Annotated in this window: 13 protein-coding genes; 2 read left to right on the forward strand and 11 right to left on the reverse strand. The window is 46.5% G+C overall.

Annotated elements, in window-relative coordinates:
- The first annotated feature begins 16 nt into the window (after positions 1–16).
- Positions 17–175, forward strand: a complete 159-nt coding sequence (locus tag FB592_RS16115) for a DUF1540 domain-containing protein (RefSeq protein ID WP_003229069.1) — start codon at positions 17–19, stop codon at positions 173–175.
- Between the two features lie 18 nt (positions 176–193).
- Here the strand turns inward: FB592_RS16115 and mntD are convergent, their stop codons facing one another.
- From mntD to FB592_RS16165, 10 genes are all read right to left on the reverse strand, one after another.
- Positions 194–1,081, reverse strand: coding sequence for a manganese ABC transporter permease MntD (gene mntD, locus FB592_RS16120; protein WP_041851129.1), 888 nt, complete (start codon positions 1,079–1,081; stop codon positions 194–196).
- A complete protein-coding gene (gene mntC, locus FB592_RS16125; RefSeq protein WP_141949781.1) occupies positions 1,071–2,378 on the reverse strand; it encodes a manganese ABC transporter permease MntC in 1,308 nt (435 codons plus the stop codon). The genes mntD and mntC overlap by 11 nt, the downstream gene beginning before the upstream one ends.
- A 5-nt stretch (positions 2,379–2,383) precedes the next feature.
- Positions 2,384–3,136 (reverse strand): manganese ABC transporter ATP-binding protein MntB, encoded by a 753-nt coding sequence (gene mntB, locus FB592_RS16130; protein ID WP_014480635.1) that lies wholly within the window; start codon positions 3,134–3,136, stop codon positions 2,384–2,386.
- An 18-nt stretch (positions 3,137–3,154) separates the two neighbouring features.
- Positions 3,155–4,075, reverse strand: a complete 921-nt coding sequence (mntA, locus tag FB592_RS16135; protein WP_141949783.1) for a manganese ABC transporter substrate-binding protein/adhesin MntA — start codon at positions 4,073–4,075, stop codon at positions 3,155–3,157.
- A 279-nt stretch (positions 4,076–4,354) separates the two neighbouring features.
- A complete protein-coding gene (gene menC / locus FB592_RS16140; protein ID WP_049140989.1) occupies positions 4,355–5,470 on the reverse strand; it encodes an o-succinylbenzoate synthase in 1,116 nt (371 codons plus the stop codon).
- Positions 5,467–6,927 carry an o-succinylbenzoate--CoA ligase gene (locus FB592_RS16145; RefSeq protein WP_141949785.1) on the reverse strand — a complete coding sequence of 487 codons (1,461 nt, stop codon included), beginning with the start codon at positions 6,925–6,927 and terminating at the stop codon, positions 5,467–5,469. The genes menC and FB592_RS16145 overlap by 4 nt, the downstream gene beginning before the upstream one ends.
- Before the next feature lie 90 nt (positions 6,928–7,017).
- Entirely contained in the window at positions 7,018–7,833 is an 816-nt protein-coding gene (menB, locus tag FB592_RS16150) for a 1,4-dihydroxy-2-naphthoyl-CoA synthase (RefSeq protein ID WP_003229054.1), read from the reverse strand.
- A gap of 34 nt (positions 7,834–7,867) precedes the next feature.
- A complete protein-coding gene (gene menH / locus FB592_RS16155) occupies positions 7,868–8,692 on the reverse strand; it encodes a 2-succinyl-6-hydroxy-2,4-cyclohexadiene-1-carboxylate synthase (RefSeq protein WP_141949787.1) in 825 nt (274 codons plus the stop codon).
- Entirely contained in the window at positions 8,680–10,422 is a 1,743-nt protein-coding gene (gene menD, locus FB592_RS16160; RefSeq protein WP_015384451.1) for a 2-succinyl-5-enolpyruvyl-6-hydroxy-3-cyclohexene-1-carboxylic-acid synthase, read from the reverse strand. The genes menH and menD overlap by 13 nt, the downstream gene beginning before the upstream one ends.
- Entirely contained in the window at positions 10,419–11,834 is a 1,416-nt protein-coding gene (locus FB592_RS16165; RefSeq protein ID WP_015714577.1) for an isochorismate synthase, read from the reverse strand. The genes menD and FB592_RS16165 overlap by 4 nt, the downstream gene beginning before the upstream one ends.
- A 289-nt stretch (positions 11,835–12,123) precedes the next feature.
- Here FB592_RS16165 and FB592_RS16175 point away from each other — a divergent pair, with 289 nt between their 5' ends.
- Positions 12,124–12,843, forward strand: coding sequence for a yteA family sporulation protein (locus FB592_RS16175; protein WP_003229046.1), 720 nt, complete (start codon positions 12,124–12,126; stop codon positions 12,841–12,843).
- Positions 12,844–12,851: 8 nt separating this feature from the next.
- Here FB592_RS16175 and FB592_RS16180 read toward each other — a convergent pair whose 3' ends face one another.
- Positions 12,852–13,670 (reverse strand): UTP--glucose-1-phosphate uridylyltransferase, encoded by an 819-nt coding sequence (locus FB592_RS16180; protein ID WP_021480369.1) that lies wholly within the window; start codon positions 13,668–13,670, stop codon positions 12,852–12,854.
- Positions 13,671–13,737 lie beyond the last annotated feature (67 nt).

Here is a 13,737-nt window from a genome sequence, read left to right on the forward strand (position 1 = left end):
ATAAGGAGGGGATGGCATGGAGCAGAAAATTCTATGTGAGGTCAACAACTGTTCTTATTGGGGCAAAGGTAACAAATGCACCGCTGATGCCATTTATGTTGTCAGCCATACTGGTGAAACGGCTGAAAACAGCCGGGAAACAGACTGCAAAACGTTTAAGCCGCATGATTTATAATTAAAAGAAAGAGCTGCATCAGCCAGCTCTTTCTTTTTGCATGTTGAGTGTTCTCAGCTTTTTAGTTATGACCCCGTTTGCAGGTGAAAACAAAAAGGCGCTTGCATAACATACACCTGTCATGGCTGCCATCGCTCCTGAAATCGAAACATTAAGCCACGTTGCGAAGAAATAGCCCATGACCGCCGACAGCCCGCCAATCAACGCGCTGAGAATCAGCATATAAAGAAGCCGGTCTGTCAACAAATGTGCCGCAGCCGGCGGAACAATCAGCATGGCCACAACCAATACGGCACCAACCGAATCAAAGGAAGCAACAGTCGTCAGGGACAGCATGCCCATTTGCACGTAATGAATGAGCAAAACTGGTATTCCCAAGGCTAAAGCCATTTGAGGATCAAACGAAGCGATTTTAAACTCCTTATAGCACACACTGATCAACACTACGTTTAAAACCAGAACAGATGTCAGCATCCAAAACGCTTTCGGCCCAATATCAACCCCGAATACCGTCACCGTATTCCACGGCACAAAAGCGATTTCTCCCATTAACGAGTGCTCAATATCGAGATGGACATTCGCTCCATACACAGAAAGCAAAATAACCCCGATTGCAAATAAGGATGTAAACACAACTCCTATGGCAGCATCTGATTGAACCCCCTTGCTATGAAGAAGCTGAACCAAGAAAGCCGTTAACAGACCGGTTGCGGCTGCGCCAATAAACATAGAAATCCCATCGAGACTTCCCGTCACTAGAAAAGCGCCGACAATGCCAAGCAACACTGTATGACTGATTGCGTCGGCCAGCATCGCCATGCTTCTCAGCACAAGAAATGTGCCGATCAATCCGCAGCTTACACCGACTAATACACCGGTAGCTATAATCCATGCTTCAAAACTCATTTGCGATCTGTCCCTTCTCGGCATCATGAGACGCTTTTCGACGCTCAGGCATCCGTCCATACAGCTTTAAGAGTGAATAAAGCCGCTCTCTCGTTTCTCTCGGTAAACGGTCCGGGTCAAAGCAGTCTTGATCGGATTCTATATTGGCAAGTTCCATTTCATGCATGAGATACACTTCATACATCCGCTGCTTCAAAGCTGTGTGATAGCCTTTTTCTATCCCTTTGCTTGTGATTTGCCAAATCCCATTTTCGATACGCTCAATGCACCTCTCTTGTTCCAAGTCATTTAATGCCTTAAGGCATAATGAAGGGGATAGGCGTCTTTTCTTTCTTACACTTTCAACAGTTACACAAAGATTATTCTTTTCATACTGTTCATAAATCTCCAAAAGCACTTGCTCCCTGCTTGTTCTGCGCCGCAGCCTCATCAGCCTTATGGCTTTAGCAGCCAACCCCCGCTTAGGCGCGCAAATCATTGAAAAAAGAAAGAGCAGCGTTGCAGATAAGATCATTAATGGCCCTGTCGCCATTCCCTTCATCGTGGTGCTAAGCAGGGTTCCGGCCACGCCGCTGACCCCGCCTGTAATCCCGGCAATGACGATCATCCCGGTTAATCGTTCGGTCCAATATCTCGCAGCTATGGCAGGTGTAATCAGCATAGCCGCCATTAATATCACACCAACAGTCTGAAGCCCAATGACGACAGCACAGACAATCAGACAAGCCAAAAGCCCGTTTAAAAAACGCACAGGGATTCCTAATCCCTTTGCAAACGCGAGATCAAAAGTAATCAATGTAAATTCCTTAAAGAAAACAATACATAGGAGCAGCAGAGCAGCGGATATTCCTGCAATAAGGATGATATCCTGCCTGACCAATGAAGCAGCCTGGCCGAATAAAAAAGAATCAAGCCCGCTTTGGCTTCCCGCCCCCTGTTGCTGAATATATGTCAGCAGAATGATCCCGACGCCAAAAAACACAGAAAGAACAATCCCGATCGCCGAGTCCTCCTTTGTTTTTGAAAGCCGCGGAATCAGCTGAATACAAAACGTTCCGAGCAGCCCGGCGAGCGCCGCACCCAGCAAAAAGAAAGGCAGTGATTTTTGCCCAGTGAACAGAAAAGCGAGACACACTCCCGGCAGAGCTGAATGGGCCATCGCATCGCCGATTAAACTTTGCTTTCTCAGCAGCACAAAGCTGCCCAAAACACCGCTTGCCATCCCGAGCAAAAGCGTACCGGCCAGCACCCACTGTGTATTCGGAAGCTGGAGCTGCAGCCACAAACTTTCAAACATCGCGCTCACTCCTTATGTCCTTCTGCCAGCACTTTATCTTTTAAAAACGTAAGCCTTCCTCCATATGTTTTTTGCAGGTTTTCGATCGTAAAAACGTTTTCCGCCGGTCCGAAAGCGATTTTTCTTAAATGAAGAAGTAAAATCCAATCGAAATAATCCTCGGCGGTCTGCAGGTCATGATGGACGACAAGCACGGTTTTTCCTTTTTCTTTGAGTTCTGCCAACAGTGTCATAATCGCCCGCTCCGTCGCTGCATCGACACCTGCAAACGGTTCATCCATAAAATAAATGTCAGCGTTCTGGCAGAGTGCCCGGGCAAGAAACACCCGCTGCTGCTGGCCGCCTGACAGCTGGCTGATCTGCCTCTTCGCATAATCAAGCATCCCGACTTTTGCTAATGCGGCCTTAGCCATCTCCACATCCGCTTTCTTTGGCCTCTTTAATAAACCGATTCTCCCGTATCTTCCCATTAGGACGACATCGAGCGCGCTTGTGGGGAAATCCCAGTCAACCGAGCCGCGCTGCGGAACATATCCGATTCTGGTCCGCTGATCCTTATAGTCTTTGCCGTAAATAGAGATGTCTCCGGAAGCACGGGGCACAAGACCGAGAATCGTTTTGATCAAGGTTGATTTTCCTGCGCCGTTTGGGCCGATAATGCCAATAAGTTTTCCTTCCGGTACCTGCAGCGAAATGTCCTGCAGTACAGGCTTTTTATGATAAGCAACCGTCACATTATCAAGCTCAACAGGGAACATATCCTCCACCTCTTTTCTTTATTTAAGCGCTTTAGTAATCGTGTTGATATTGTGGCGGAACATTCCTTCGTATGTACCTTCTTTTGTGCCCTTTTCACCCATGGCATCCGAATAAAGCTGACCGCCGATTGTGACTGTATGGCCTTTTTCTTTAGCGCCTTCCACCACTGCATTGATTGATTTTTCAGATACACTGCTTTCTACGAACACAGCTTTTATTTGTTTTTCTGTCAGAAGATCAACCAGCTCCTGAACATCCCTTAATCCATAGTCCGAATCTGTGCTGAGTCCCTGCAGGCCTTTTACCTTAAATCCATACTCATTCCCAAAGTACGCAAACGCATCATGAGCAGTCACAAGCACACGGCTTTTCTCCGGAATATGTGCGATCTCTTTACGCGACCACTTATCTAAATATTGCAAATCTTCTTTGTACTCTTTGGCATTTTTCCGAAAGGCATCTGCGTGCTGAGGCATTGCTTTGCTGAATTGCGCTTCAATTTCATCCACCGCATAGATCCATAACGGAATGCTGAACCAGACGTGGGGATCAAACGTCTTGCCTTCCCCCGCGGGAATAAGCTTATTTTTCGGAATGGCCGCAGCTACTGCCGTCGCTTGTTTTTGTTCGCCGATTTTTTGGAGGACATCCTCCATTTTCCCTTCCAAATGCAACCCGCTGTACAGAACAACATCGGCAGACATTAATTTTTTCGTATCACCTTGGGAAGCTTTGTAGAGGTGCGGATCAACCCCCGGTCCCATTAAAGAGGTGACTTTTACATGCTTACCTCCGATGTTTTCTGCTGCATCGGCAATTTGAGATGTTGTCGCTGTCACTTGTAATTGCTGATCAGCGCTTTTTCCGGCTGAATCCGTTCCGCATCCCGTTAACGCAAAGGTCGCAAAAAGCACTGCTGCCATCAGCCCTCGTCTCATATTTCTCCTCCTCTTTGCCATCAATGTCCGATTGTTTTATCTTATGTTGTCAGTTCTTAGACATGTGACATTAAATTAGCCAAAAGCATGTTTTATTTACACAGGACAAAAAGTTTCCTTTGTGCAAAATTATCGCGTTTGACCATTTTTGTCAAGCTGATTTACATAAAAAAACCGGCTGGGTCAGCAGCCGGTCCAAACGAGAAGGGATGTATTCAACGAACACTTTTACTGTAACAGCACAGTGTCATTTATTCAAAATAGCAAAATTCTTTTTTCTTACCCATGCTGTGTGAAAACATCCATTTTGGTCACATATTTTCGCATAATGTCTTGATTCACCTCAACCCCTAAACCAGGCTGTTTTGACACAGAAATAAATCCATTATCAATACGAATATCAGGGGTTACAATATCTTCATCCCAATATCGTGAGGATGAAGATATATCGCCAGGTATTGTGAATTGAGGCAGTGAAGCAAGCGCCACGTTCTGCGCTCTTGATATGCCTGTTTCCAGCATTCCGCCGCACCAAACCTGCATATGATGCTCTTTGCATAAATCATGAATTTTTAAGGCTTCTGTTAAGCCGCCGACACGAGAAGGTTTTATATTAATAATTTTGCAGCTTCCTAGCTCAATCGCCCGTCTCGCATCATCAACTGAACAAATGCTCTCATCAAGGCAAATGGCCGTTTTCAAATGTTTCTGCAGGTGGCGGTGATCAACGATGTCGTCGGATTGAAGGGGCTGCTCAATCATCATTAAATGGTACTCATCAAGCTCCTTTAAACGGCTGATATCCTTCAATTCGTACGAGGAATTGGCATCGGCCATAAGCGGGATGGTTGGGAATCGGCTGCGGATGGCCTTGACCAATTCCACATCCTGCCCAGGCTGAATTTTAATTTTTATTCTTTGATAGCCTTCTTTTTGATAGCTCTCAATTTCCTTCAGCATATCGTCAAGAGGCGCCAGGCCGACTACCACCCCGGCAGGGACTTTATCCCTTGTTCCGCCCAATGCCTCAGCAAGGGATAAGCCCTTCTTTTTGGCATAGATATCCCATATAGCCGATTCAAGTCCCGCTTTTGCCATCCGGTTTCCTTTATAACGCGCCAGGCTGTCCGGCACTTCTGAAGGGTGATTGAATTCACGGCCGACGACATTTGGGATAAAAAAATCTTTTAGCATATGCAAACATGTTCCAATGGTTTCCTCGGTGTACCAAGGCGAAGAGAAAGCGGAAACTTCTCCCCAGCCTGTGACACCTGTTGTATCAATGGCTTCCACGATCAGAAATTTACGCTCTTGAAGCGTTTCGATACTGTTTTTAAACGGTTTCTTTAAGTTCATGCTCAAATGGTAAAGCGTGATTTTTTCTATTTCGATCATAGCAGTTCTCCTTTACGCGCATCCTTCAGCTGATTTCGCAAGAGCTTATTAGACGCATTGCGCGGCAGGCGGTCAAGCACATAGAATTTTGCCGGAATTTTATACTTCGCCAAGCGTTCTTTACAGTAGTCAGTCAATTCTTCTGCGCTCACAGGCGTGTGAAGGACAAGATAGGCGTGAGGCACTTTCCCCCATTTTTTGTCCTCAGCCCCTGAAACCCCGGCTTCGGCCACAGCGGGGTGTGAAAGCAGCACTGACTCCACTTCGGCCGGATAAATGTTTTCTCCGCCAGAAATGATCAGATCTGAACGTCTGTCTAATACATATAAAAAGCCTTCATTGTCCAAATAACCAAGATCACCTGTTTTCAGCCAGCCATTTTGAAAAGAGGCTTCGTTTGCGCTCTCCCGGTTAAAATAGCTTTTCATGACATTCGGGCCTTTGACCATAATTTCACCGTGTTCAAACGGTTCACATACCTGTCCGTCCCGCTCTATTTTGATTTCACACGAAAACAGCGGTTTCCCCGCAGATCCGAGCTTTTCCATACTGAATTCCGGCGACAGGGTAACAATTTGCGAGCATGTTTCTGTCATTCCATATGACTGAAAGACAGGGAATCCTTTCTCACGGCATTCCTCAAGCAATGGCAGCGGTGCAGGACCGCCGCCGAGAAGAATGCATCTGATGGATTCAGGGCAGCGGTTTGTTTCTTCCAAAAGACTGGCCAGCATAGTCTGCACCGCAGATATCATTGTCACTTCATGCCTGTTGATAGAATCCAGCACATCGCTTACGGAAAAACGCTGGTGAAGCACGACAGTCATTCCATAGATCACAGATTTAAATAATGCGGACAAGCCGCTGATGTGAAAGAGCGGCAATGCGATAAGCCAGCGGTCTTGTTCTGTTATACCCAAATTAAGAGCGGACGACACCGCACTGAAATAATGGTTTCCGAACGTTTGCTGAACTCCCTTGGGCTTTCCTGTCGTACCCGACGTATACATCAGCGTTGCCGTTGCATCCATTTGCATATAAGCCTGGATCTCAATTTCCTCTGCTGCTTCTTTCATCAGTTCATCCACATCAATCGTTTGAACGATGTGTTCATACTCTTTCTTGTTAAAGCTTGAATCTGTCAGTAAAAAGCCGGATCCGGAATCCTCCAGCTGAAACAGCCTTTCATGTGTTGACAGCTTCGTATTCAAAAGCACCGCCTTAACACCAAGCAAAAAACAAGCGTGGACGGCGTATACCATTTCTGCACGGTTTTGGAGCAAAATAGCCGCAGTATCCCCTTTCCGAAGCGAATGAGCGGCAAGCTGTGCCGCCATTCGCTTAGACGCGGCAAATAATTCTGCAAATGTCACGGTTTGGTCTCTATAGATGAGAGCGATTCTCTCAGGTGTCAGCTGTGCCCGCTGCATGAGCCAGTTGGGCTGTTCTGTCAGCATGTCATCATCTCCGAGGTAAAATGTCTGTATTGAAAAGAAAACAGCTTGGACCGCAAAGTCTCAAGCTGTTGGTTTACTAAGTATTGCTGATCACGGGAAACGAGGGAACTGTCCGAAATCAGGTTTGCGTTTTTCCTTAAAGGAATCACGGCCTTCTTTTGCTTCATCTGTTGTGTAGTAAAGAAGGGTAGCATCCCCTGCAAACTGCTGAATTCCAGCAAGTCCGTCTGTGTCCGCGTTAAACGCAGCTTTAAGAAAGCGCAGTGCGGTCGGGCTTTTTTCAAGCATTTCTTCACACCATTTAATCGTTTCTTCTTCAAGCTGTTCCAAAGGAACGACTGTGTTGACAAGACCCATGTCCAGTGCTTCCTGTGCGTTGTACTGACGGCATAGGTACCAGATTTCACGTGCTTTTTTATGCCCTACAATTCGAGCCAGGTAGCCAGAACCGTAACCTGCATCGAAGCTTCCCACTTTAGGGCCTGTTTGTCCAAAAATTGCGTTGTCCGCAGCAATTGTCAAGTCACATACGATGTGAAGCACATGGCCTCCGCCGATCGCATATCCGGACACCATCGCAACAACCGGTTTCGGGATGACGCGGATTAAACGCTGAAGATCCAATACGTTAAGACGCGGGATCTGGTCGTCTCCTACATATCCACCGTGGCCGCGCACTTTTTGGTCTCCGCCAGAACAAAATGCCTTGTCCCCTGCACCGGCAAGCACGATAACCCCAACATTTTGGTCGTCTCTTGCGTCAGCAAACGCATCAATCATTTCAGCAACCGTTTTAGGGGTAAACGCATTATGTACCTCAGGTCGGTTGATTGTTATTTTTGCAATGCCATTATACGTTTCATACAATATCTCATCGTATGTCCGTTTTGTTTTCCATTCAGCCATATGATGACCTCCTTTTATTCTCTATGTGAATGAGTCAGATGCTTGTCAAAAACTCACTCACTATTTTACCAAACAATCGCGGCTGTTCCACATGGACCGTATGTCCTGCTTTTGGAACAATCTCTATTCTACTAGAAGGAAGCATCTTATGCACCTCTTGATTGATGGCGCAAAATTTTTCGTCCCACTCCCCGCAGATCAGAAGTACAGGAACATCTATTTCCTCTACACGGCTCCACAAGGAAGGCTGTGAACCGGTGCCCATGCCTGTTAAACTGTTCGCAAGCCCAATCTTATTGTTCCGCAGACGGCCCGATCGTATCCTGTGCCGAATATCTTCAGCCAGCCTCTGCTGAGATGAAAACAAAGGGATATTCTCCCAATACGCAACAAACGCTTTGAGCCCGTCTCGTAAAATAAAATCAGCAAGCTTCCGGTCCCGCATGATTCGTTCCCGCCGTTCCCCAAGTGTTTTGAGACCCGGCGTCGTGCTTTCAAGCACAAGTGCCGATACCCGCTCGGGATATGTCATCGCAAAAGAGTAAGCAAGCCTTCCTCCCATAGAATACCCAATCAATTTCACTTTGTGAAGTTTTAATTGATCAAAAATCTCGGCAAGGTCAGAAACTTGCCGGCTTGTGCTGTATCTTTTCCCATTCAGCGGGGCATCTGTTTCCCCATGCCCTAAACAATCAATTTTGATCAAGCGGGAATCAGGCAGCATCTCATCAAGAAAATTCCATGATTGTTTGCTGCCGGTAAACCCGTGCAGACAGACGACGGCTTCGGAAGCATTCGACCCCTCGTCTGCCACTGCATATCGGACACCATCTGATACCGTTATGTTTACAGTTCCCATTGTTTTTTCACTTCCCTCACAGCCTCATTCAGCATATCGCGATGAAGCTGGACTCTTGATTGGCGATCCGTTTTGATTTCAATCAAATGGAGTCCGGGCTTGTCTGCCTGCGGCGCGTAAGCTGTTTTGAATTCATCCCAAGAAGCCGGGCATGAATACGTTCCGCCGTAAAGTGCAGCCGCATGCTTGAAATCGAGCCCAGTCGGTGTGCCGAACAAATCTTCAAAGTGTGTCTTCTCAGAAGCCTGCGGCAAAAAGGAGAAAATCCCGCCTCCGTCATTATTGACAAGAATCACAGTAAGAGGAATACCCAGCTTTTTGGCCGCCAGCAGGCCGTTTAAATCGTGATAAAAAGATAAATCTCCAATCACAAGGGTAACAGGCGCTTTTGTTCCTTCACATACCCCCATGGCAGAGGAGACGACACCGTCTATCCCGTTTGCTCCCCGGTTTGAATAAATCCGGAAAGGGCGGTCCTGCTTTTCAAAAAACGTATCAACATCCCTGATCGGCATGCTGTTTCCCACAAACAGCGAGCTGTTTTCAGGCACAAGATGCTGAAGGATTCGATAGAGATTGCCTTCAAACGAAACATCTTCACTGCTGATTGTTTGCAGATGCTCGCGGAACCGCCCATTGACAAACTGCCACTTTTCCAGCCACTCTGAGGATCTGGCAGCAGCAGTAAGGCCTGCCATGATCTCCTCAGCAAAAACAGACGCATTACAATGAATCATATGCGCGCTTGCCTGTGTCGGGTCTCTCCACCCTCCATCCTCGTCAATCACGATTTGCTGAATCGCCGGATCATCCCTAAGCCATAAGAAAACCGGTTTTGAAACAGGCATCGGTCCAAACCGAATGACAACATCAGGACGGAGTTTCCGCTTCAGCTCATCATCTTTTAAAAACGAATCATACGCATCAATAACAGTGCTTTTATCATGAACACCATTCCGCAGATTAGACAGCGGATCCGCTAAAATTGGATACTGAAGCGCTTTTGAAAGCGCAATAATGTTTTCCTTGTCCGCATCACTATGGAGCTCTCCGCAGACGATCATTCCTTTTTCAGCCTCTGCGAGCATCTCAGCCACATCAGACAGGGACTCGCGGTCAACAGACTGCGTACCCGTTTTCACAGACACATGACGGCCTGTTCTCATTCTTCCAAACGGCTCATCTGAAAGATCCGGCATCAGCGGTTCGCGCAGCGGCACATTCACATGGACAGGCCCCATTGGGCGCTTTTGTGCTTCTCCGGCAGCGCGGCTTGCCAGCGTTCGGATGTATCTCAACATTTGCGGAGACTCTTCAGGAAGAGCAGAGTCTGTGAAAAACTTAACAAAGTTACCGAATAAGAAGTGCTGATTAATAGCCTGCGGTGCGCCTACTTCGCGCAGCTCATGAGGCCGATCAGCAGTTAACACAATAATAGGCACCCTTGAATAATGGGCTTCAACCACAGCCGGATAAAAGTTGGCCGCGGCTGTTCCAGATGTACAGATCAATAGTACGGGACGCTGCTTCGCTTTTGCCAAACCTAAGGCAAAAAATCCGGCAGATCTTTCATCAATTTGGACATGGACGCTGATATCGGGATGCGCAGCACAAAGAACAGCCAGCGGTGTAGATCTTGAGCCCGGACAAACGACGGCGTCCGTAATTCCGGAAAGGGCGAATTCATCAATAAAACTTCCGATGTAATGAGTAATCGGGTTGACTGTCAACGCCTCTCACCTCCTAATGCAGAGATCATCGGCTTCAATTTAATCTGTGTTTCTTCATATTCCGAGATTGGTTCCGAGTCTTCCACAATACCGCACCCGGCAAACAGCCTTGCTGTGCTTCCTTCGATGAGCCCTGAACGAATGGCTACCGCGAATTCCCCGTTATCCTGGCTGTCAATCCAGCCGATAGGGGCCGCATACCAGCCGCGGGACATCGGTTCAATCTCTCTGATCACGTCAACAGCTTTTTCCTGAGGTGATCCCCCAAGCGCCGGAGTGGGGTGCAGCTTCTCAATTAAGTCAAAAATCGAAGCAGACTCGCGCAGCTGTCCGACAATCGGCGTAAACAGGTGCTGAACGCTTTTTGTTTTGTACAAAACAGGTCCATCAGGCTTTTCAACCTCTGAACAGCTTGATACAAAAGCATTATGAATCATACCTACCACAATATCATGCTCAAGCAGGTTTTTCTCATCGTTTAATAATTCAAGGCCTATCCGGCAGTCGTCTTCTTCATTCACGCCTCGTTTAATGGAGCCTGCCAGACAGGAAGACATGACAGTGCCGCCGTCTCTTTTGATCAGTCTTTCCGGAGACGCGCCGACAAAAGTTTTGCCTTCTTGTTCAATTGCAAAAACATAGCTTGTCTGCTGATCGTCCAGAAGGGTTTTAAGCACCGGTTCTATTTGGATTGGACCGTCAAACGTGAGCAGCAGCTCTCGGGCAAGAACAACCTTATCATATTGTTTCCCTTTAATTTGGCTTGTGGCTGTTTCGATTGCTTTCAGCCAATCATCCTTATCCAGCTCTTCGGCTGCTGCAATCACAGCCTGATCTTCTTGCTTGAAATCGGGAACCATAAATTCCGCCGCAAAAGCTTTTAAGCCTTCTAAAACAGCTTCTGCGTCTTCTCCTCCGCTTACCCATCTGTTAACTGTTAAGAACGGGCCTTCAGCAGTCATCGTCAGCATAAGCGCAGGCACAAAGAAATCCCCTTCCGAGAAATGGTCCCATTGTGAACCTCTTTCTTCGCAAGGGTCAAAAGAAAATCCTCCGAATAACACAGGTCCCACTGCAGAATGCTGCAGCTTTTCTTCTTCATAAATATGAAAAGCCGTCTTTTTAAAGCGCTCCCATTGTTCAAAAACCTCACGATACCGCTCGCTGTTTTTTTGATTTGTCTGGAAAACCGCTTCTTTGCCAAGACCGACTATTGTCAATTCACTTTCAGGATCTGACCAAAAAAATCGATTGCCTGTATATTTTTTTGCTCCGTAATTGAAAAATGATAGAGGGTCAAGAGACTCGATTTGTCTCGAATAGCTTATTAAGACAGCATGGTTGACTTCTTTGGCTTTATGTAATGCATGTAGAACTTCCTTTCGGAACGTACGCTGCACCGTTGTCACCATGAGACATTCCTCCATAATCCTTAAAATGCTTTTAATACCATACACCTGTGTCTCCTTTGTGTCAAACACAGATCATGCAGTCCAAATGGCCTGCCTTACCTATTATAAACCTAATTTCAGAAATGAAAAAGAAACAAAGCTTAAATTTCTTTCTACACTGATAGCAAAGGTTGTATCCGCTTACCATAAAAGGAAAACCTCCTATATTCCTCCACCCGCCATTTATGAAAGTTCTCAGGCGATCTGTTCATACTAAAGGTATGCATCACAGAGAAACGAGGCGATCACATTGCTTACGAAAGAACAGCTTCAGCATTTAAAAAATGAACTGGAACAAACGAAAAAAGATATCTTAAACCGTTTCAAAGACAATGATCATTTTCAGCTTAACTCAGCATTTCCTTATGATTCGTGGGGTGAGCTTTCGGCATACGACAACCATCCCGGCGATCAGGCGACAGAACTTTACGAGCGTGAGAAAGACATCGCTCTAGACTTGCATGAGCGAGAGCACCTTCGGGACATTGAGCATTCATTGAAGGCGATAGAAAACGGTACGTATGGCATTTGTGAAGTCAGCGGAAAGGAAATCCCTTTCGAACGACTTGAAGCGCTTCCGACTGCAACAACCCTCGCGGAGTATTCTTCACAGGACGTGGTTTCCAAAGACCGTCCGATTGAAGAAGAAACACCATTCGGGCAATTTGAATTTGATGATGATGAAGAAATCAGAGCGCCATATGACAGTGAGGATTCCTATCAGGATGTCGAAAAATATGGTAACTCACAAACGCCGCAGGATATGGAAAACCCTCCGCTCAGCTATGATGATATGACGATGAATGCCGAAGAGAATATCGGCAATACGGAGTCTTACGAAAATTTCATCGCTACAGATATCACTGGAAAAGAAATTACCGTTTATCAAAGCAGAGCCCATGAGCGCTATGAAGAAGAACTTGACGAAGAGGGAATCATGACCACATTCGGCGATCTCCACGCTGATTGAACCCCCGATTATTGGGGGTTCTTTTCCGTTTTCAGCATATCGTAAATCAGCTTCAGATAATCCTTTTGCAGGCCGATGTCATACCGCTCGCCCTCTAGCAATTTCCCGTATACGGTACATGCCCCGAGCGAAGCTTTTATCGCATCCGTTACCTGCACTTCTCCTCCGCTATCAGCTTCTAATGCCTCCAGCTCATTAAAAATATCCGGTGTGAAAATATAACGCCCTGCTGCGGCAAAATGAGACGGAGGGTTTTGTTTAGGCTTTTCCACAATATCCTGTATGCGATAAAGCCCTTTTTCAACAGACTCCCCTTTTATCACCCCGTAATGATGTAAATCCTCCGTTTTTGTTTCTTTTAAGCCGATCACACTGGACTGATATTTCGTATACACTTCAATCAGCTGCCCCAAAGCCGGCTGATTGGCGGAAAAAATCAGATCATCAGGCAAAACGACGGCAAAAGGCTCTCCGCCTGCAAATTGCTTTCCGAAAGAAATGGCGTCGCCAAGACCCTTTGCATAAGGCTGGCGCACATAGTGAATCCGTATATCCGGAATGGGATGCTCACTAAGCAAATGCAGTTTATTCTTAGAGGCCAAAAAAGCCTCAAGTGCCAAAGAGGAATCAAAATAGTCGACAATCAGATTTTTATGGCTCGATACAACCATCAAAATGTCCTCAATGCCTGACTCCTTTAATTCTTCAACAAGATAATGAATCACAGGCTTAGATCCTACCGGAAACATTTCTTTCGGAATCACCTTCGTCACCGGCAGATTTCTCGTGCCGAATCCGCCTGCAGGAATGATCGCTTTTTTTATCATGTTATTTTCCCCTCAGCTCATGTTTATTACATGATATTCCAAGAGCGCATCCCGATGTTTGTACATC

The organism is Bacillus sp. SJZ110, assembly GCF_006715455.1.
Classification (GTDB): domain Bacteria; phylum Bacillota; class Bacilli; order Bacillales; family Bacillaceae; genus Bacillus; species Bacillus subtilis.

What these genes read in the sequence shown, in the direction of transcription:
- menC (WP_049140989.1), bottom strand. Translation starts at nt 5,470, where the DNA reads ATGATCGAAATAGAAAAAATCACGCTTTACCATTTGAGCATGAACTTA.
- FB592_RS16180 (WP_021480369.1), bottom strand. Translation starts at nt 13,670, where the DNA reads ATGATAAAAAAAGCGATCATTCCTGCAGGCGGATTCGGCACGAGAAAT.
- mntA (WP_141949783.1), bottom strand. Translation starts at nt 4,075, where the DNA reads ATGAGACGAGGGCTGATGGCAGCAGTGCTTTTTGCGACCTTTGCGTTA.
- mntD (WP_041851129.1), bottom strand. Translation starts at nt 1,081, where the DNA reads ATGAGTTTTGAAGCATGGATTATAGCTACCGGTGTATTAGTCGGTGTA.
- menH (WP_141949787.1), bottom strand. Translation starts at nt 8,692, where the DNA reads ATGGGAACTGTAAACATAACGGTATCAGATGGTGTCCGATATGCAGTG.
- FB592_RS16165 (WP_015714577.1), bottom strand. Translation starts at nt 11,834, where the DNA reads ATGGTGACAACGGTGCAGCGTACGTTCCGAAAGGAAGTTCTACATGCA.
- mntB (WP_014480635.1), bottom strand. Translation starts at nt 3,136, where the DNA reads ATGTTCCCTGTTGAGCTTGATAATGTGACGGTTGCTTATCATAAAAAG.
- menB (WP_003229054.1), bottom strand. Translation starts at nt 7,833, where the DNA reads ATGGCTGAATGGAAAACAAAACGGACATACGATGAGATATTGTATGAA.
- mntC (WP_141949781.1), bottom strand. Translation starts at nt 2,378, where the DNA reads ATGTTTGAAAGTTTGTGGCTGCAGCTCCAGCTTCCGAATACACAGTGG.
- FB592_RS16145 (WP_141949785.1), bottom strand. Translation starts at nt 6,927, where the DNA reads ATGCTGACAGAACAGCCCAACTGGCTCATGCAGCGGGCACAGCTGACA.
- FB592_RS16115 (WP_003229069.1), top strand. Translation starts at nt 17, where the DNA reads ATGGAGCAGAAAATTCTATGTGAGGTCAACAACTGTTCTTATTGGGGC.